The sequence below is a fragment of the Phaeobacter sp. JH20_08 genome (assembly GCF_048056635.1).
GTDB lineage: Bacteria > Pseudomonadota > Alphaproteobacteria > Rhodobacterales > Rhodobacteraceae > Phaeobacter > Phaeobacter bryozoorum.
This window is the reverse complement of sequence record NZ_JAYMVV010000018.1, coordinates 96,051-114,697: the sequence shown is the minus strand read 5'-3', so window position 1 is coordinate 114,697 and position 18,647 is coordinate 96,051. Positions and strand designations below refer to the sequence as shown.

Sequence of the window (18,647 nt, the reverse complement as noted above, 5' to 3'; positions counted from 1 at the left end):
TTAAATTTAAATTGACGCGCGATGACCTTCTCCGGTATCCTCACGTGGCAACATCCAATCATGGGAGGATAAGGATGTACCTTAAGAGCGCATTGCATGCGGCAACGGCCTTGACCGTTTTTGCCAGCACCGCCGCCTTTGCCGATACGATCACAATCGCCACCGTGAACAACGGCGACATGATCCGAATGCAGGGGCTGACAGAGGATTTTACCGCCAAGACCGGCCATGAGGTGGAATGGGTCACGCTTGAGGAAAACGTGCTGCGGCAGCGTGTCACCACCGACATCTCGGCCAAGGGCGGTCAGTTCGACATCATGACCATCGGCATGTACGAAACCCCGATCTGGGGCAAGAACGGCTGGCTGGTCCCTCTGGATGATCTGCCTGCCGAGTATGACGTGGACGATATCCTGCCCGCCATGCGGGGTGGCCTGTCCCATGACGGCACGCTTTATGCGGCGCCGTTCTACGGCGAAAGCTCCATGATCATGTATCGCACCGACCTGATGGAAAAGGCCGGTCTTGAAATGCCCAGTGCACCGACCTGGGACTTTGTCGCCGATGCGGCACGTCAGATGACCGACAGGGACAATGAAATCTATGGCATCTGTCTGCGCGGCAAAGCCGGCTGGGGTGAGAATGCGGCCTTCCTTACAGCGATGTCCAACTCCTTTGGTGCGCGCTGGTTCGATGAAAACTGGGTGCCTCAGTTCGACAGTGATGCCTGGTCGAACACGCTCAATTTCTACATCGACCTGATGAATGACGCAGGCCCTCCCGGGGCATCGGGCAACGGGTTCAACGAAAACCTTTCGCTGTTCCAGCAGGGCAAATGCGGCATGTGGATCGACGCCACAGTTGCGGCGTCTTTCGTGACCAATCCGAATGACTCCACGGTCGCGGACAAAGTCGGCTTTGCCCTCGCGCCGGATACCGGGCTCGGCAAACGCAGCAACTGGCTCTGGGCTTGGGCGCTGGCCATTCCGGCAGGAACACAGAAGGAGGCCGCCGCAAAGGAATTCATCCAATGGGCCACTTCGAAGGACTATATAGAGCTGGTCGCCGAGAAAGAAGGCTGGGCCAATGTCCCGCCGGGTGCGCGGACCTCGCTCTATGACAACCCGAACTACAAGGATATCCCCTTTGCCAAGATGACACTGGACAGCATCCTGTCGGCGGATCCGAACAATCCGACGGTTGATCCGGTGCCCTATGTTGGGATCCAGTTTGCGGCAATCCCCGAGTTCGCAGGCATTGCGACGCAGGTCGGCCAGGAGTTCTCGGCGGCCCTCGCCGGGCAACAGACCGCTGACGAGGCGCTGGCCAAGGCGCAGGCGCTGGCCGCAGACGAAATGGAAGCGGCAGGGTACTGACGCCTCCTCCCTCCCAGAGGGCGGCGCCACGATCTGGCCGCCCTCTGGCCCCCCGGAACTAACAAGCCAATATTGCTCACGACGGCCTCAGCCCCCGGCGAGAATGGAGATTTGCCATGGCGACCCAGCATTCCCGGTCGGCAGCACGCATCATGATGGCCCCCGCAGTGATCCTGCTTCTGGGCTGGATGCTGGTCCCGCTGACGATGACGCTCTACTTTTCCTTCAAGAAATATCTGCCCCTGCGTGGTGGCGATCTGGGCTGGGTGGGATTTGACAACTACGTCCGGTTCCTGTCCTCCAGCTCGTTCTGGCCAAGCGTTCAGGCGACGCTGATCATCGTTGGTGGAGTGCTCCTCATCACTGTGATCCTCGGCGTGTGCCTCGCGCTGCTGCTTAATCAGCCGATGTGGGGACAGGGCATCGTCCGCATTCTGGTGATCGCGCCGTTTTTCGTGATGCCCACGGTCTCTGCGCTGGTCTGGAAGAACATGTTCATGGATCCTGTGAACGGCCTCTTTGCTCACCTGTGGAAGGCCTTCGGAGCCGAGCCGGTGTCATGGCTGTCCGAGGCCTCGCTGCAATCCATCATCCTGATCGTCAGCTGGCAGTGGCTGCCCTTTGCCACGCTGATCCTGCTGACCGCGATCCAGTCGCTGGACAGCGAACAGCTGGAGGCTGCTGAAATGGATGGCGCCCCGCCGGTTGCACGCTTCGGTTATATCACCCTGCCCCATCTCAGCCGCGCGATTACCGTCGTGGTGCTGATCCAGACCATTTTCCTCCTGTCGATTTTCGCGGAGATCTTCGTCACCACCCAAGGCTCGTTCGGGACCAAGACGCTGACCTATCTGATCTATCAACGCGTGCTGGAAAGCCAGAACGTCGGATTGGGATCCGCCGGTGGTGTCTACGCCATCATCCTCGCCAATATCGTTGCCATCTTCCTGATGCGCATCGTTGGCAAGAACCTCGACGCATAGGAGGCCACCATGGCACGAGCCGTTACTTCTAGACGCAAAGCCATCAATACTGCGCTGGCCTGGGCAGTTGGGTTGCTGATCTTCTTTCCAATCCTCTGGACCATTCTGACCAGCTTCAAGACCGAGGCACAGGCCATCAGCGATCCACCCGTCTTCCTGTTCTTTGACTGGACGCTTGAGAACTACAGCATCGTCCAGGAGCGCTCCGACTATATGCGCTTTCTGTGGAACTCGGTGATCATTGCCGGCGGCTCCACCATATTGGGTATAGTCATCGCCGTTCCCGCCGCCTGGTCGATGGCCTTCGTACCCTCGAAACGGACCAAGGATATCCTGCTGTGGATGCTCTCGACCAAGATGCTGCCAGCGGTCGGCGTGCTGTACCCGATCTATATCCTGTTCATCAAAATGGGTCTTCTGGACAACCGCTTTGGCCTGGTTGTGGTGCTGATGCTGATCAACCTGCCGATCATCGTCTGGATGCTTTACACCTACTTCAAGGAAATCCCCGGCGAGATCCTTGAGGCGGCGCGCATGGATGGCGCCACCCTGAAGGAGGAGATCCTCTATGTGCTAACGCCCATGGCCATTCCCGGCATCGCGTCCACGCTGCTGCTGAATATTATCCTGGCCTGGAACGAAGCCTTCTGGACGCTGAACCTGACGGCGGCGCAGGCTGCCCCCCTGACCGCCTTTATCGCCAGCTATTCCAGCCCGGAAGGCCTGTTCTACGCGAAACTGTCAGCCGCCTCGACCATGGCCATCGCGCCGATCCTCATCCTTGGCTGGTTCAGCCAGAAACAACTTGTCAGCGGCCTGACCTTCGGCGCCGTGAAATAAGGAAGATACCCCATGGGACAGATCAAACTTGAACGCGTGACCAAGCGCTTTGGCTCCGTTGAGGTTATCCCGCCGCTGGACCTGACCATTGAAGATGGCGAATTCACCGTCTTTGTCGGCCCCTCCGGTTGCGGCAAGTCCACGCTGCTGCGGCTGATTGCAGGGCTTGAGGATATTACCACCGGCACCATCCGCATCGACGGGCAGGATGCCACCGACATTCCCCCGGCCAAACGCGGGCTGGCGATGGTATTTCAGTCCTATGCGCTCTACCCGCATATGACAGTGCGCAAGAACATCGCCTTTCCGATGAAGATGGCGGGCATCCCGGCGGATGAGCAGAAGCGACGCATTGAAAATGCCGCGGCGGCGCTGAACCTCACCAATTATCTGGATCGCCGTCCGGGGCAGCTGTCCGGCGGTCAGCGCCAGCGGGTCGCCATCGGTCGCGCCATCGTGCGTGAGCCCGCAGCCTTTCTGTTTGATGAACCGCTGTCCAATCTGGATGCCGCCCTGCGCGTCGGGATGCGTCTTGAAATCTCCGAACTGCATAAGCGCCTTGCCACAACCATGGTCTATGTGACCCATGATCAGGTTGAGGCGATGACCATGGCCGACAAGATCGTGGTCCTGAATGCCGGGGTCATCGAACAGGTTGGCAGCCCGCTGGAGCTCTATCGCGCACCGCGCAATGTATTTGTGGCAGGCTTCATCGGCTCGCCCAGAATGAACCTGCTGACCGGACCGGCGGCAGCGGCGCAGGATGCCGCAACGATCGGCATTCGACCCGAGCACATCGCGATTTCCGAGACCAAAGGATCGTGGGAGGGAACCATCGGCGTTTCCGAGCATCTGGGCTCCGATACGTTTTTTCATGTTCAATGTGAGGCCTTTGACGATCCGCTCACTGCTCGTGCCGGGGGCGAACTCGATCTTCGCTATGGAGCGCGCGTTTTTCTGACGCCCGATATGGCGCATCTGCATCGGTTCGGCTCTGACGGGCTGCGGATCGGATGATGCGGCTGCTTGGAAAACGCGCCCTGATCACCGGGGCCGCGCGTGGCATCGGCGCAGCCTTTGCCGAAGCATATCTGCGCGAAGGTGCACGGGTGGTCATCGCCGATATCGATCATGCGCGCGCCGAGGCTACCGCCGCGCGTCTCGGCGACGCCGCCATTGCCATCGACCTTGATGTCACCGATCAGACCAGCATTGACCATGCGCTTGCCCGCACGGTGGAGGCGCTGGGAGGCCTGGATATCCTGATCAACAATGCCGCCGTGTTCACCGCAGCGCCGCTGGTCGAGGTCACGCGGGAGGCCTATCAGCGCACCTTTGATATCAATGTCTCCGGCACGTTGTTCATGATGCAGGCCGCCGCGCGGCAGATGATCGCGCAGGGCAATGGCGGCAAGATCATCAACATGGCCAGCCAGGCCGGCCGCCGGGGAGAACCGCTGGTGTCGGTCTACTGCGCAACCAAGGCCGCAGTGATCAGCCTCACCCAATCTGCGGGACTGAACCTGATTTCGCATGGCATCAATGTGAACGCCATCGCACCCGGCGTGGTCGAGGGCGAGCATTGGGACGGTGTCGATGCTTTCTTCGCCAGATACGAAGACAAGGCACCCGGCCAGAAAAAGGCCGAAGTGGCGCAGTCCGTTCCCTATGGCCGCATGGGCACCGCAACGGATCTGACCGGAATGGCAGTCTTTCTTGCCAGCGACGAAGCCAATTATATCGTCGCCCAGACCTACAATGTCGACGGCGGTCAATGGATGAGCTGATGCGGGAACACAAGCGGGAGGCAGCGGCCATGAAACTATCGAATGACACCCTGACACAATTGCCGCAAACAATCGCGCGCCCCGGCTACGACCGGGCACAGATCACGCCCGGCATCGTCCATATCGGGCTTGGGAATTTTCACCGGGCACATCAGGCCTGGTATCTCCACGCGCTGATGCAGCGCGGTCTTGCGATGGACTGGGGCATTATCGGAGCAGGTGTGCGCGCCGCCGACGCCAGAATGCGCGACCGGCTGCTTGCGCAGGACTGCCTGACAACTTTGATCGAACTCGACCCCACCGGGCGCTCGGCCGAAGTGATCGGCCCGATGATCGACTTTCTCCCCGTGGAGGCGGGCAACACAAGCCTGATCACGACGATGGCGAGCCCCGCGATCAGGATCGTATCGCTTACGGTGACAGAAGGCGGCTATTATCTGGACCCGCAGCAGGGTGGGCTTGACCTCAAACACGAGGATATCCGTCACGACATCGCCCATCCGGGCCATCCTCGCAGCGTGTTCGGCGCCATCGTCGAAGCGCTGAGGCGGCGCAGAAGCCGCAGCCTGCCTGCCTTTACCGTGCAGAGCTGCGACAATCTGCAGGGCAATGGTCAGATCACCCGCACCGCCGTTGTCACCCTGGCACGACAAACCGATCCCGAGCTTGCGGCATGGATTGATCAGAACGCGGCCTTTCCGAACTCCATGGTCGATTGCATCGTTCCGGCCACCGGCCCGGCAGAGGTGGCACTGGCGCGCGGATACGGGCTTGAGGACAGCGCCCCGGTGACCCATGAGAATTATCGCCAATGGGTGATCGAGGATGATTTCTGCGCAGGCCGCCCCGATTGGGATCAAGTTGGTGCGATTATGACTGATGACGTGCACGGTTATGAAAGCATGAAGATCCGCGTGCTGAACGCAGGGCATCAGGTGCTGGCGAATGTCGGCGAGCTATTGTCGATCCCGACCATCGCCGATTGTATGGGTGACCCTTTGGTGGCGGCCTTCTTTCGCAAGGTCCAGCAGGAGGAAATCCTGCCCTATGTCGCGGCCGTCCCGGACATGGCGCCGAGCGATTACCTCAGCCTGATTGAGGCGCGGTTTTCCAACCCGGAGATCCGCGACACGACGCGGCGGGTGGCCTATGATGGCTCGTCTCGCCATCCCGGTTTTGTGCTGCCCATCCTGCGAGATGCGGTGCAGCAGGCCGGAGCGATTGATGGCTTGTGTCTTGTCGAGGCGCTATGGGCGCGGATGTGTACCGGCATTCGCGAAGATGGCAGTCTCATCCCGCCAAACGATCCGGACTGGGAGGTCCGTAATACCCACGCCGAACGGGCACAGCACGCCCCGGAAGCCTGGCTACAGCAGAGCGCCATCTACGCAGATCTGTCGGTTGAGGTGCCTTTCGTTCAGCGGTTTTCCCACTGGATGCAGGTCATAACGGCGCAGGGCTGTCGTTCGGCACTTCGCACCTATCTCGGCCCGGCATGAACATGTCCTATTGCGGAATGCTGGACCGGTCAGCGATTGGTCCCATCAACGGGCAGGCCGCTTGGAACGGATGCGGGTACTGATGACGTTTCGGCGCGGGCCTCTGCCCCGGTGAGTGCTGTGAGGAAAGCGATCAGCGCTGCGATGTCCTGATCGCTGAGGTCCCGGCGTAGATAGATATCCCGCGCGCGCGCCTGTCGCGCCATCTCGAACCGGTCCTGCTGTACCACAAAATCCGTGGCGGCCAGCCAGGGCACATCTGGCAATTGCAGATCGTCAGGCGTCCACGCCGTACGGCTTGCGACTGGATCGAGGTGATGCCGGATCATCCGGTCAAGCGTCGGAAAAGCGCCATTATGGCCATAAGGCGCGGTCAGCTCCACATTGCGCAGCATCGGCGTGCGAAAGCGGTAGGCATCTGACAGATCATCGCTTTCTCCCATTCGACCGACGTCCCGGGCGTAGGGGTCAAAGCGGCGCGCGCGACCGGGGCCAAAGGCCGGCAGACTAAGGGCGTAGAAGTTCTGATCCGACAACAGCGGCCCAGCATGGCAGCCGCTGCATCCGGCGCTGCCAAAAAACAGATCGGCACCGGCTTTTTGCTGCGCGGTCAGCGCCGTCGCATCCCCGGCCAGATAGGCATCAAACGGGCTGTCGAACGAGGTGAAATCCTGCACCATGAACTGGGCCAGAGCCTCCGCGATATCGGTTATCTGCACATCCTCAGGCGCCATGATGTGATCAAAGGCGGCGACAAACCCCGCCGCATATGTCGGCAGGCCGCGGACGCGTTTGGCAATGATCGGCCAGGCCAGATCAATCCGGTCGCGGCTGGCACCGATGATTTCATTCTCGCCGACATTCCCGGCCATTTCCACGCTGGACGTCATCGGAAACAGCGCCTGCGCCGCCAGCAGGGATTGCAGCCCGTCAGGCAGCCATTCCTCTGCTGGGGTGTTGACGCCATTGCCATAGACCGGATCCGCGCTGATCCGCCCGTCGTGCATCAGAACCCGGATGGATTTTGCCCCGAGGTTCCAGAGCGCGGGCGCATTGCGGGGGATGCGTTTTTGCACCCGGTTGCTGCTCCTGGTGGAAACCCGCGCCCGGCCCAGCCCCTCGCCGCCTTCTCCAAGGCCTAAGGATAGCCCGTCAGAGGTGCCATGGCGCGGATGATGGCAGGTTCCGCAGCTGATATTTCTGTTCCCGGACAGGATCTTGTCGTAAAATAGCAGCCGACCCAACTCGGCCTTTGCGGGGTCTACGGGTAGAAAATCGCTTGCCCCCAGCGGCGGCGGAAACCGCGGATCAGTCGCAGCCGCCGACCCCGCAAAAAGGCCAAACGCCAGCACAACACAGGAGAGCACATGCGCAAGAGATGGAAACCGGTTCTGGCCGCGATGGCGCTGTCCACGAGCAGCCTGACGCTGCTGGTCCCGCTGCCCGCCCGGGCCGAAATCGAGCAGGCGCGCGACCTGATGGAGGCCGGCGAATTTGCGGCTGCGCGCGAGGCGCTCTGGCCAGCGGCGCGCTCCGGCAACGCAGACGCTGAAGAGCTGATCGGGGTGATGTATGCCATGGGGCTGGGTGTTGACCGTGACGACCAGCGGGCCTTTGAATGGTATCTGCGCAGCGCCATGAAAGGGCACCCCGGCGCGCAATCGGGTATCGGTTGGTACTATGAAATCGGCCGTGGGCTGCCCGCCCCCGACTTGGTACGCGCCTATATGTGGTACACGCTGTCGGCCATTGGCGGTGATCCCGATGCGGCGATCAGCCTTGAAGAGGTGGTCAAGAAAATGACCCCTGCGGAGATCGAGAAAGCGCATGTTCTGGTCGCGGACTATAAGGTCTGGATGTATCCGTTTCGCTAGCCAACGGGGCAGCGGCGCGGCTAGATCCCGCACCGCCGGTTGGTGTTGCAGCCTACTGATCAGTTCAGATCGGCGGCACGGGCCGCGTTGACGTCGGCTTCGGCCTTGGCGACTGCATCGGTCAGCGCGGTAAAGATCTCATCGCCGCGCGTCACGTTGGATTTGAACCAGTCATAGACCGGCTCGGCTGCGGATTTGAACGCCGCCTTCTGTTCCGGCGTCGGAACATAGAGATCGCCGCCACCGGCAACAAAATCCTCATAGGCCTGGATCGACTTGCGCTTGGGCGAGGCAAATGTGGCCTGTTGCAGCGCGTAGAAGCCATCGACCACGACCTGCCGCATGTCTTCCGGCATACTGGTGAAGGTTTGGTTCGACATCCACCACAGCGCCCCCATATAGGCGTGTCCGTCCAGCGTCACATATTGCAGGCCAGCGTCGGGGAATTTCATGCCCATGATATCGGTGATGCCGTTCTTGGAGCCTTCGACCACGCCGGTCTGGAACGAGGTAAACAGCTCCGGCCAGGGAATCGGTGTCGGAGAGGCCCCGAGCGCCTTCACCAGCTCCTGCGGCAGGTCGGCGACGACCGTTCGGATTTTCAGACCTTCCATGTCGGCAGGTTCCGCGACCCGGCGTTTGGTATTGGCGAAGTTACGCCAGCCGCCGGTGTTGCCAATGGTCATCAGGCGGATCGCATCGCCGGAATCCTCCAGTGCCATCCGGCGCATGGTGCGGGTGAAATCGCCCGACAGCACATGTTCGGCAATCCGGTCATCCGCCATCAGATAGGGCAGATCCAGCACCTGGACGTAAGGGAACAACCCCGACGCGCCGCCGGAGGTGGAAATATAGATGTCGATTGAACCATCCGCGACGCCTTGCAGGCATTCTGCCCCGTTGGAGCAAAGCTGGGTGCCGATGAACAATTCAACCTCGATTGCGCCATTGGAGGCCGCTTCGACGTAGTTCTTGAACACGACCAGACCGTCGTAATCCTCGTCATTCTCGTTGGAATTGGCGGTCGCGCGGATCTTGTAGTCTGCGGCGTAGGCCGACAGCGCGGTGCCTGCCATCAGGGCCGACAGGGCCAGTGTCTTCACCATTTTGCTGAGCATTCGTGTCTCCTCCTGTTGCTCTCTTATTCTGGGTATCGGGTAGTCCTTAGTTCAGAAATCCGGTCAACCGCGGAATGGTCAGCGAAATGGCCGGCACAAAGGTGATCAGAAAGATCACCGCAATTTCAATCGCAAGAAAGGGCAGGATCGCCCGGGCAATTGTTGTCACCCGCTCTTGCGAAACGGCGGCTGCCACAAACAGCACCAGCCCCATCGGCGGTGTCGCCAGACCAACCGTCAGGTTCACACACATGATGATGGCAAAATGGACCGAGTCGACGCCAAGATCGGTGAACACCGGTCCGAGGATCGGGCCAAGGATGATGATCGCAGGGCCCGCATCCAGGAACATGCCCACGACAAACAGCAAGAGATTGATCAGGAACAGCAGGATCAGCGGATTTTCCGAGAGGGTGAGGATGAAATCCGCCAGCTGTTCCGGCGCGTGACTGAGGCTAACGACAGTCTTGAACGACATCGCGGCGCCCACCAGCAGCAGCACCACGGCGGAGGTGATCCCCGCCCTCGTGAACACCTGCGGCAGGTCCGCCAGCCGCATCGCCCCCAGCACCAGAAAGCTGATCAGCAGCGCATAGGCCACCGCCACGGCAGCTGCCTCGGTCGGGGTGAAGACGCCGGCAAGAATACCACCAAGGATCAGGACAGGCGTCTGCAACGGCACCACCGCTCGTTTGCAAATGGTGCGAAACGCCGGGCTGACCATCCGGCGCAGCCCTAGCATCAGCCCATGGGCAAACAGAACCGCGCCAAGGAACACCAGCCATTTGATCTGCGCTCCGGCCCCCTCGCCCAGCGGGACAAACTGTGCCAGCAACAGGCCAAGGTTGAGCCGCACCAGCCCAAAAGAGAACCAGCGCTCCATCGCGCCGATCTCAACGCTGTCGAACACCACCCGCCGTGCGGCCGGCAGCTCATACCGGTCGGCCATGGCGCGGACCATGATCATCAGGCCGACGCCGACCAGAACACCCGGAACGATGCCTGCGAGGAACAGCGCGGCAACGCTTTCGCCCATGACATAAGCATAGATGATCATGATGCCCGATGGCGGAATGATTGGCCCGATCACCGAACTGGCGGCAGTGACGGCCGCAGCGAATTTGCGACTGTAGCCTTCGCGCTCCATCGCCGGGATCAACATGGACCCAAGGGCAGAGGTATCGGCCACGGCAGAGCCCGAGAGGCCGGCAAACAGGATCGACGACAGGATGTTCACCTGCGCCAGACCGCCGCGCAGATGACCCATCAGCGCCTGCGAGAATTCGACCAGCCGCACGGTGATACCGCCTCGGTTCATCAACTCCCCTGCAAGCATGAAAAACGGGATCGCCATCAGCGGAAAGCTGTCCATCCCGTTATAGAGATTGCGATACAACAGGGTGAGATCGCGTTCTTGGCCATTCAGCCACAGCAGGGCACCCGGGGCTGCCAGAAGACAGAAAAAGACCGGCAGACCGATCAGCAGAAGAAACAGGAACAGCGGCAGGAACCAGATCAGCATCACTCGGCCCCTCCGATGGTCATGCCCGGACGGTCCGGCAGGCGATCACCCTGACCGAACAGTCGCACGATGCGTTCCAGGATCAGCTCGATATTGACCAGGATCAGCAGGCCCAGGCCCACCACAAGCGACAGCATCATCCAGCTGCGGGGCACCCGGTGCCAGCTGTCAAACCCGAGAGAGGTCGGAACATAGAGCGAGGCAGTGGCAAACCGCCCGCCAAGACCGGTGACCTCCCTATATCCGATCTGAATACCAACGATCAGCACGGTCAGGCCAATCGCCAATAGCAGCAGCTGCAGCAGGTGGAACAGCCGCCCATGCAGCAGGGAGTCGATAACATCAATGGCCACAAAACCACCGTTGCGCAGTGCGGTCGGCGCCATCAGGCCGGTCATCCACAACATGCAGAACCGCGCGGCCTCATCCGGCCAGGGCAAGGCACTGCCCAGCACATAGCGAAAGAAGACCTGAATCAGGATCGCCAGAACCATCAGGCCAATGGCAAAAACGCCCACCCATCGGCCGAGCGCAAGCAGGCCGGTGTTGAGCGGGCGCAGTATGTTCAGGACCGACAGAACTGCCGTCATCGCGTCTCTCTCCTCCCCCCAATGTGCCCGCACCAACCTCCCTTGGTGCAGGCAGCCGGTCGCTAGCGTGACACGGCGATCTGGCCCATCTGGCCCTTGTAGAATGTCAATGCGTCCCCTTCTTCGCGCATGGTGGCGCGGTCAACGTGACCCAGAACGATGGCGTGGTCTCCCCCGTCATGGATGGCTGAACGGGTGCATTCAAACCGCGCAAGACAGTTTTCCAAGAGCGGCACCCCGTTTTCGTTGCGCTCCAGCTGCAAATGGTTCAGCCCAAAAGCATCTTTTGCGACCTGCCAACACAGATCATCCTGATCCGCCGCCAGAACGTGGATGGCGTAGTGGCGGGCTCTCTCGAAATGTGGAAAGCGGCGCGAGTTGCGGTCGGGCGACCACAGCACCAGCGGCGGCGTCAGCGAGACCGAGGAAAAACTGTTGGCGGTGATCGCCACAACCCCCTGATCGGAGGCTGCGGTCACGATGGTGACCCCAGTTGCGAACCGGCCAAAGGCGTCACGCAGCAGCCGCGTGTTGTCCGGTGCCGGAACAAAGCTGTGTTTGCCCTGCCCTGCATGTGCCGACATCATGCGACCTCCCGGCCCAATGCCGCCTCGTACAGGGTGAACCAGGTCGGGCGGTCCAGCTCGACCTTCAGCGCGTCAGAGGCCTGTTTGATCCGCTCCAGATTATTGGTGCCCAGCACCGGCAGGATCTGAGCCGGGTGCCGCAGCAGGAAGGCTATGGCGACGGCGGCGCGGTCAACGCCTTGCGCGGCAGCGATCACATCCAGCCGATCGGCCAATTGGCCGCTCCCGGTCATCAGACCCCCACCGCCAAGCGGTGACCACGCCATCAGCGGATGCCCCTGCCGCTGATGAAAGGCCAGATCGCCGTTGGTGAAGGGGCTGATCTCGGACAAAGAGAGTTCGATCTGATTGGTGGCCAGCGGCGTCTTCATCGCCGATTGCAGCAGCTCCCAATCCCAGGGACGGAAGTTCGACACGCCGACGGCGCGCAATTTGCCTGCGGCGACCAGCGCGTCCAGCGCAGCCCCTGTCTCGACATGATCCATCAGTGGATCCGGCCGATGGATCAGCAAGAGGTCGATATGGTCGATGCCCATTTCCCTCAGCGACGTCTCAACCGAACGGGTGATATGGGCGGCGGAGGTATCGTAATGTTTGACCGTCGCGTCCGCATAGCGCCCGACCGGAGCCACGATATCGCATTTGGTGACGATCTCCATCTGCTCACGCAGGCCTGGATTCGCCTTCAGCGCCCGCCCCAGGATCCCTTCGGCTGTATAGCCGCCATAGATATCGGCCTGATCAAAGGTGGTGATCCCCTGCGCCAGACAGGCCTCGATCTTGGCCTCGACATGGGCGGTCGAGGTATCGCTGTCATCGCCAAGACGCCACATGCCATAGACCAGACGGCTGAACTCCAGCCCTTCTGCGATCTTGATCCGTTCCATCAACGACGTTCTCCGTTCCCTAGGGGTGTCGCCGGGGTCGATTGCGGCACCCGGCCATATTCATGCGGCAGTGAGCAGGTTTTCAGATGTGGCATCACCCGCGCCCCGAAATGCCGCGCTTCCTCCAGATGCGGGTAGCCCGACAGCACAAAGGCACGGATGCCCATCTTCTGGTAGGCTTCCAGCTTTGACATGACCTGATCGGTGGATCCGACCAGCGCCGCCCCGCAACCAGAGCGTGCCCGCCCTATCCCTGTCCAGAGGTTCGGTTCGATAAACCCAAATTCATCAGCAATATCGCGGTTCTTGGCCTGATGCGCTACGCCCAGCGAGGTGGCATCCAGCGCCCGCTCCCGAATGGCCTTGCCCTGCGCATCATCCAGTTTCGATACTAGGTGATCGGCGTATTCATAGGCTTCTGCCTTGGTGTCGCGGACAATCACATGCACCCGCAGACCATAATCAAGCGTACGCCCATAAGTTTCCGCGACGCTATGAACCGCCTGCATCCGACCGGCCAGATCTTCCATCTTTTCCGGCCACATCAGATAGACGTCGCAATGTTCACCGCAGAGCTCCAGCGCCGCCGGGGAATAGCCCCCAAAGTACAGCAGCGGCCCGCCGGTCTGATAGGGTTTCGCCGGATCGGTGGTCAGCCCTTCGAATTGGTAAACCTCGCCCTTGTGGTTGATCTCATCCCGGGTCCAGGCCTGTTTCAGGATCTCGACCACTTCGCGCGAGCGCTGATAGCGAAAGCCGCTGTCGGCGGTCTCCCCCGGAAAATCGGAGGAGATAATATTGACCGTCAGCCGCCCCTTCAGCATGTGATCCAAGGTGGCCAGGGTACGCGCCAGCATGATCGGCTGCATCTCGCCGCAGCGCACCGCTGCCAGCATGTTGATCCTGTCAGTGATCGGCGCACAGCCCGCCACAAAGCTGAGCGTATCCTGACCCACCTGATAGGACGACGGGCAGAGGATATTGCGAAACCCCTGCGCCTCTGCCTCTTTCACGATGTCAGAGCAATGCGCCCAAGAGGACCGTAGGTCACCATCCGGTACACCAAGAAACTGGTAATCGTCCGAGCAGAGCGCCGCAAACCAGGACACTTCGACCGCATCAAGATCCGCGGATGTTACCGGAACAACGCTCATCGGTCTCTCCCTCGCAGTTGGCAACTTAACTCTTGCATAGCCTGCGCCTTGATGTAGATCAATGGTGTATCAATTTTTCTCACATGGTGACGATTGGCCCCATGCCCACCGCCCGCTCCACTGCCAGCGCGCTGCCGCTTTACCTTCAGATCAGCGAGTCCCTGACCCGTGAGATCGCGGCTGGGAGGTTGGCCGACGGGGAGCGACTGCCGCCCGAGCGTCAGCTGGCGCAGCAGTATGGAACCACCGTAAGAACCCTGCGCAAATCCCTGTCGGAGCTAGAAAAACAGGGGATGCTCGAACGGATTCAGGGATCGGGAAACTACATCCGCACCACCCAGTCAGTGCAAAGCGTCTATTCGATGTTTCGGCTGGAGCTGCCCGGCGGTGGTGGCTTGCCCACGGCAGATGTTCTGTCGGTGACCGCGCTCGCCAAGCCCGAAACACTGCCCGAATTTGGCAGGTCAGGCAGTGGCACCCGGATCAGGCGGTTGCGGTATCTCGATGATGTGGTGATTGCCGTTGAAGAGATCTGGCTGGATGGTGGCGCGGGACAGGTCGATGCCGGACAGCTGTCCGATTCCCTCTATAGATATTATCGGCTGCATCTGGGCTTCTGGATCAGCCGAGCCGAGGATCGGGTATCGCTTGGTCGGGTGCCCGACTGGGCGCCGACACGGTTTGGCAAGCCCCCGGGCGCGACGGTTGGGTATATCGAACGGCTAAGCTGGGCACAGGATGAGGCCGCCGTGGAGTTCTCACGCACTTGGTTTGACCCGGACAGGGCGCTTTATGTGCAGCGCCTGACGTAGGAGGAAACATGTCACACCCCACCACCTATGGAATCATCGGCTGCGGCATGATGGGCCAGGAACATCTGCGCAATATCGCCCTGCTGGACAACACGCGGGTCGGTGCGATCTATGAACCCAATGCGGCCATGCGCGAGACTGCCGCCACACTCGCCCCTGATGCAGCGTTCGTGGACAGTATCGAGGCCCTGCTGGCTGTAGCTGAGCTTGACTGCCTGTTGATCGCCAGTCCCAATTTCCGCCATCTGGAGCAGCTGGAGACCCTGTCCCGCCTGCGCCCGTTACCGGTGCTGGTCGAAAAACCGCTGTTCACCAGTCTTGCCGATCTGGCACGACTGGACGGTTTTGCAGCAGATTATCCGGCCCCCGTTTGGGTGGCGATGGAATATCGCTATATGCCCCCCATTGCGGCTTTCCTGAAGCAGGCCCAGACAGCGACCGGCGGCATCAAGATGCTGAGCATCCGTGAGCATCGGTTTCCATTTCTTGCAAAAGTCGATGACTGGAACCGGTTTGACGCCAAATCCGGAGGCACCTTTGTTGAGAAATGCTGTCACTTCTTCGATCTGATGCGGCTGACGCTCGGTTCTGAACCGCTACGGGTTATGGCCAGCGGCGGTCAGGATGTGAACCATCTCGATGAACGCTACAGCGATGGTGTGCCTGACATCCTCGACAATGGCTACGTGATCGTCGACTTCCGCTGCGGCGCGCGCGCCATGCTGGACCTGTGCATGTTTGCCGAAGGCGCTGAATATCAGGAAGAGGTCGCCGCCGTCGGCCCCACAGGCAAGATCGAAGCCTTTGTGCCCGGACCGGGGCGGTTCTGGCCCACCCATCTGGGCGCGCCGCCGCTGCCGAAGCTGGTGACCTCGCCACGCTCCCCCAGAGGCCCTGTAACACAAGAGATTCCTGTTGATCCCGAACTTCTTGAGGCGGGTGATCACAACGGATCCACCTTTTATCAGCACCAGAAGTTCCTCGAACTGGTCCGCGGCGAACGCGCAACACCTGAGGTGACCCTTCATGATGGGCGGATGGCAGTGCTCATGGGGATGGCGGCGCAGATCTCCATTGCCGAGCGGCGCAGCGTAGAGATCTCAGAGCTGATCTGAGCGCGCCCCGGTGACGGGGATATTACAAGCCGATCACGATATCGGCCTGTAGCCCACCCAGCTCGGCGCTGATGCCCAGCCGGAGCGTCCCACCATGCGCGCGCGCAATATCGGTGACAATCGCCAGCCCCAGACCAACCCCGCTGCCAAGATCCTGATTGCGGGCAGGATCAAGCCGGGTAAAGGGCCGGGTCGCCTCGGTCCGGTCCGCCTCTGCAATGCCAGGACCGTCATCCTCGACCCTTATGCGCAGGAATTTCTCGGTCATGGCAACGGACACCCGTGCGCGGGTGCCATAACGCACTGCGTTTGAGATCAGATTCTGCACGGCCCGACGCATCGCTGCGCCGCGCAGCATCACCTTGCCTTCGCCGCTCATCTCGCCGAGCATCACATCCTTGCCCTGCCGCCGCCAGCCATCGACCAGCAGCGTGATCATCACATGCGGATCCACTTCTTCCGGCTCGCTGGTGGAAACACCGCGCGAGAAGTCGAGAAAGGCATCCAGAAGCGCCTGCATCTCGTCGACATCCTGACGCAGCGGCTCGGCCTCTTCGTCATCCAGCATCGACAGGCCCAGCTTCATGCGCGTCAGCGGCGTGCGCAGATCGTGGCTGACACCGGAGAGCATCAGCGTGCGCTGCTCCATCTGACGTTCGATCCGCGCTCGCATGTCCAGAAAGGCGCTGCCGGCGGCGCGCACCTCATTGGCCCCACGCGGCGAATAAGGCTCTGTTCGTCCCCGCCCAAAGGCCTGTGCCGCTTCCGCGAGCTGCTTGATCGGGCGCAGCTGGTTACGCATGTAGACGAATGCGATGACCGTCATCAGGAAACCAAAGACGATCATGGTGACAATCAGCTGATGCGGCGCCGCTGCCGTCAGTCGCCGCCTGTCAAACACCAGCGCCAGTGGCCCGTGTTCGCTATCCAGCACCAACTGCACCCGGCGCGTGTTGGGGAACTGGGCAGAGATGAACCGTGGCGCCGTCGCCTGCAAGGTGTCCCGCACCACCCGGCCCGAAAACTCCAGTAGCCCCATCTGATCCAGCGGTACCGGCTCCTCCGGCTCGAGAAAGCGCAGCTGCATCTGGAGCGGTCGCAGCAGCGGATCGGCCAGTTGCAGGGCCTCCTCGCGACTGCCAGCCGGTGCCATCACCTGCTCCAGCAGGCGCAGCTCGCGCAGCATTGTGAGCGTCATCTGGACCGTCAGATCCTCGAGGTCACGCTTGATGAACACAACCGAAATCACCAGTTGCAGCGTTACGATCGGCACCAGCAGGATAAGCGCCGCCCGCCCGTAAAGGCTGCGCGGCATATAGTGTTTGAGCCATTGAAAGAACATGCGCTACACCTACCGCGCGACCCCGCCGCTGAAAAGCAAAACGCGCATCTTCCGCGCCCCGTTTATCACCAAGGATCAGAGCAGATGCAGGCACCCGACGATTTCAATCCCCCCGCAGGCATCGCGGAGAATGTCGAACCGGGTCTGCGCCGTATCCTCGCACCGAACCCCTCTGCGATGACATATCGCGGCACCAATACCTATCTGCTGGGCCACAGCGATATTGCCATCATCGACCCCGGCCCAATGAGTGACGCCCATCTGCGGGCGATCCTTGACGCCGTGGAACCGGATCAGCGCATCAGCCACATTCTGGTCAGCCACAGCCATCTGGACCATTCCCCCCTCGCCCGGCCGCTTGCCAAGGCCACCGGCGCGCCGGTCTACGCCTTCGGCGATGCAACAACAGGGCGAAGCGCTGTGATGACGGAGCTGGCCGCCGCCGGCCTCGCCGGTGGGGGTGAGGGCATCGATGTGGATTTCACGCCAGACATCAGGCTGCGCGACGGTGATATCGTGGCCGGCCCGGACTGGCAGCTGGAAGTGATCCACACGCCCGGACATCTTGGCAATCATATCGCTTTTGCCTGGAAAGACACCTGTTTTACCGCCGATCACGTGATGGGCTGGGCCAGTTCGCTGGTGTCGCCTCCCGATGGCGATCTGACAGATTTCATGGCTTCCTGCCAGCGATTGGCCGCGCGCAACTGGCGCGTCTTCTACCCCGGGCACGGCGCACCGGTTTGCGACCCTGCGGCCCGGCTCGCCTGGCTGATCACCCACCGCAAAGGGCGTGAGGCTGCGATCATGGCGGAGCTTGCGAAAGGACCGGCCACCGTGGCAGAGCTAACCGCGCGCATCTACACCGAAACCCCGGCCGCGCTGCGCATCGCCGCCGAGCGCAATGTTTTTGCCCACCTCGTTGATCTTGCAGGGCAATCCCGCGTCACATGCGCAGACCCTCTGTCATTCGGCGCGCTGTTCGCTCAGCTCCCATAGACAACCGGATCACCGCAGATTTTTTCAAAAAATCGCAAAACGACTCTGGACCTCATCAGATCCGACCGCTATACGGCACAAACCGTTCCGGCGTAGCTCAGCGGTAGAGCAGTTGACTGTTAATCAATTGGTCGTAGGTTCGATCCCTACCGCCGGAGCCAA

At 61.0% G+C, this 18,647-nt stretch carries 18 protein-coding genes and 1 tRNA gene; 11 read left to right on the top strand and 8 right to left on the bottom strand.

The window, feature by feature from the left end:
- Nucleotides 1-74 precede the first annotated feature (74 nt).
- The 6 genes from VWY75_RS16110 to VWY75_RS16085 all read left to right on the top strand — a co-directional run bounded on the left by VWY75_RS16110 (nt 75) and on the right by VWY75_RS16085 (nt 6,485).
- Nucleotides 75-1,376 (top strand): ABC transporter substrate-binding protein, encoded by a 1,302-nt coding sequence (locus VWY75_RS16110; RefSeq protein ID WP_416538660.1) that lies wholly within the window; start codon nt 75-77, stop codon nt 1,374-1,376.
- A gap of 116 nt (nt 1,377-1,492) precedes the next feature.
- Nucleotides 1,493-2,359 (top strand): carbohydrate ABC transporter permease, encoded by an 867-nt coding sequence (locus VWY75_RS16105; protein ID WP_340545372.1) that lies wholly within the window; start codon nt 1,493-1,495, stop codon nt 2,357-2,359.
- Nucleotides 2,360-2,368: 9 nt separating this feature from the next.
- Nucleotides 2,369-3,199 carry a carbohydrate ABC transporter permease gene (locus tag VWY75_RS16100; RefSeq protein WP_416538659.1) on the top strand — a complete coding sequence of 277 codons (831 nt, stop codon included), beginning with the start codon at nt 2,369-2,371 and terminating at the stop codon, nt 3,197-3,199.
- A 12-nt stretch (nt 3,200-3,211) separates the two neighbouring features.
- Nucleotides 3,212-4,216, top strand: a complete 1,005-nt coding sequence (locus VWY75_RS16095; protein WP_416538658.1) for an ABC transporter ATP-binding protein — start codon at nt 3,212-3,214, stop codon at nt 4,214-4,216.
- Nucleotides 4,213-4,986: an L-iditol 2-dehydrogenase gene (locus VWY75_RS16090; RefSeq protein WP_416538657.1), complete on the top strand. Its 774-nt coding sequence runs from the start codon at nt 4,213-4,215 to the stop codon at nt 4,984-4,986. The genes VWY75_RS16095 and VWY75_RS16090 overlap by 4 nt, the downstream gene beginning before the upstream one ends.
- A 29-nt stretch (nt 4,987-5,015) precedes the next feature.
- Complete coding sequence (locus tag VWY75_RS16085; protein ID WP_416536120.1) at nt 5,016-6,485, top strand: mannitol dehydrogenase family protein; 1,470 nt, start codon at nt 5,016-5,018, stop codon at nt 6,483-6,485.
- Between the two features lie 29 nt (nt 6,486-6,514).
- Here VWY75_RS16085 and VWY75_RS16080 read toward each other — a convergent pair whose 3' ends face one another.
- Nucleotides 6,515-7,837, bottom strand: coding sequence for a cytochrome-c peroxidase (locus VWY75_RS16080; RefSeq protein ID WP_416541684.1), 1,323 nt, complete (start codon nt 7,835-7,837; stop codon nt 6,515-6,517).
- A 48-nt stretch (nt 7,838-7,885) separates the two neighbouring features.
- Here VWY75_RS16080 and VWY75_RS16075 point away from each other — a divergent pair, with 48 nt between their 5' ends.
- Nucleotides 7,886-8,359, top strand: a complete 474-nt coding sequence (locus VWY75_RS16075; protein ID WP_340546311.1) for a tetratricopeptide repeat protein — start codon at nt 7,886-7,888, stop codon at nt 8,357-8,359.
- Between the two features lie 59 nt (nt 8,360-8,418).
- Here VWY75_RS16075 and dctP read toward each other — a convergent pair whose 3' ends face one another.
- From dctP to VWY75_RS16045, 6 genes are all read right to left on the bottom strand, one after another.
- Nucleotides 8,419-9,477 (bottom strand): TRAP transporter substrate-binding protein DctP, encoded by a 1,059-nt coding sequence (gene dctP / locus VWY75_RS16070; protein ID WP_340545367.1) that lies wholly within the window; start codon nt 9,475-9,477, stop codon nt 8,419-8,421.
- A gap of 46 nt (nt 9,478-9,523) precedes the next feature.
- Nucleotides 9,524-10,999 carry a TRAP transporter large permease gene (locus VWY75_RS16065; RefSeq protein ID WP_416538655.1) on the bottom strand — a complete coding sequence of 492 codons (1,476 nt, stop codon included), beginning with the start codon at nt 10,997-10,999 and terminating at the stop codon, nt 9,524-9,526.
- Nucleotides 10,999-11,589 (bottom strand): TRAP transporter small permease, encoded by a 591-nt coding sequence (locus tag VWY75_RS16060; protein WP_416538654.1) that lies wholly within the window; start codon nt 11,587-11,589, stop codon nt 10,999-11,001. Before VWY75_RS16060 ends, VWY75_RS16065 begins: the two co-directional genes overlap by 1 nt.
- A 62-nt stretch (nt 11,590-11,651) precedes the next feature.
- Nucleotides 11,652-12,173 (bottom strand): flavin reductase family protein, encoded by a 522-nt coding sequence (locus tag VWY75_RS16055; RefSeq protein WP_416539157.1) that lies wholly within the window; start codon nt 12,171-12,173, stop codon nt 11,652-11,654.
- On the bottom strand, nt 12,173-13,063 hold the full coding sequence (locus tag VWY75_RS16050; RefSeq protein ID WP_416538653.1) for an aldo/keto reductase: 891 nt from the start codon (nt 13,061-13,063) through the stop codon (nt 12,173-12,175). Before VWY75_RS16050 ends, VWY75_RS16055 begins: the two co-directional genes overlap by 1 nt.
- A complete protein-coding gene (locus VWY75_RS16045; RefSeq protein ID WP_416538652.1) occupies nt 13,063-14,217 on the bottom strand; it encodes an LLM class flavin-dependent oxidoreductase in 1,155 nt (384 codons plus the stop codon). Before VWY75_RS16045 ends, VWY75_RS16050 begins: the two co-directional genes overlap by 1 nt.
- Nucleotides 14,218-14,318: 101 nt before the next feature.
- Between VWY75_RS16045 and VWY75_RS16040 the strand changes: the two genes are divergently transcribed.
- Both VWY75_RS16040 and VWY75_RS16035 read left to right on the top strand, forming a co-directional pair.
- Nucleotides 14,319-15,029 (top strand): GntR family transcriptional regulator, encoded by a 711-nt coding sequence (locus VWY75_RS16040; protein WP_340545362.1) that lies wholly within the window; start codon nt 14,319-14,321, stop codon nt 15,027-15,029.
- Between the two features lie 8 nt (nt 15,030-15,037).
- Nucleotides 15,038-16,144 (top strand): Gfo/Idh/MocA family protein, encoded by a 1,107-nt coding sequence (locus VWY75_RS16035; RefSeq protein ID WP_340545361.1) that lies wholly within the window; start codon nt 15,038-15,040, stop codon nt 16,142-16,144.
- Between the two features lie 22 nt (nt 16,145-16,166).
- Here VWY75_RS16035 and VWY75_RS16030 read toward each other — a convergent pair whose 3' ends face one another.
- Nucleotides 16,167-17,486: an ATP-binding protein gene (locus VWY75_RS16030; RefSeq protein ID WP_340545360.1), complete on the bottom strand. Its 1,320-nt coding sequence runs from the start codon at nt 17,484-17,486 to the stop codon at nt 16,167-16,169.
- A gap of 84 nt (nt 17,487-17,570) precedes the next feature.
- On the opposite strand from VWY75_RS16030, the gene VWY75_RS16025 reads away from it, so the two are divergent.
- Nucleotides 17,571-18,485 (top strand): MBL fold metallo-hydrolase, encoded by a 915-nt coding sequence (locus VWY75_RS16025; RefSeq protein WP_416538651.1) that lies wholly within the window; start codon nt 17,571-17,573, stop codon nt 18,483-18,485.
- An 86-nt stretch (nt 18,486-18,571) separates the two neighbouring features.
- A tRNA-Asn gene (locus tag VWY75_RS16020) sits at nt 18,572-18,646 on the top strand.
- Nucleotide 18,647: the final 1 nt, after the last annotated feature.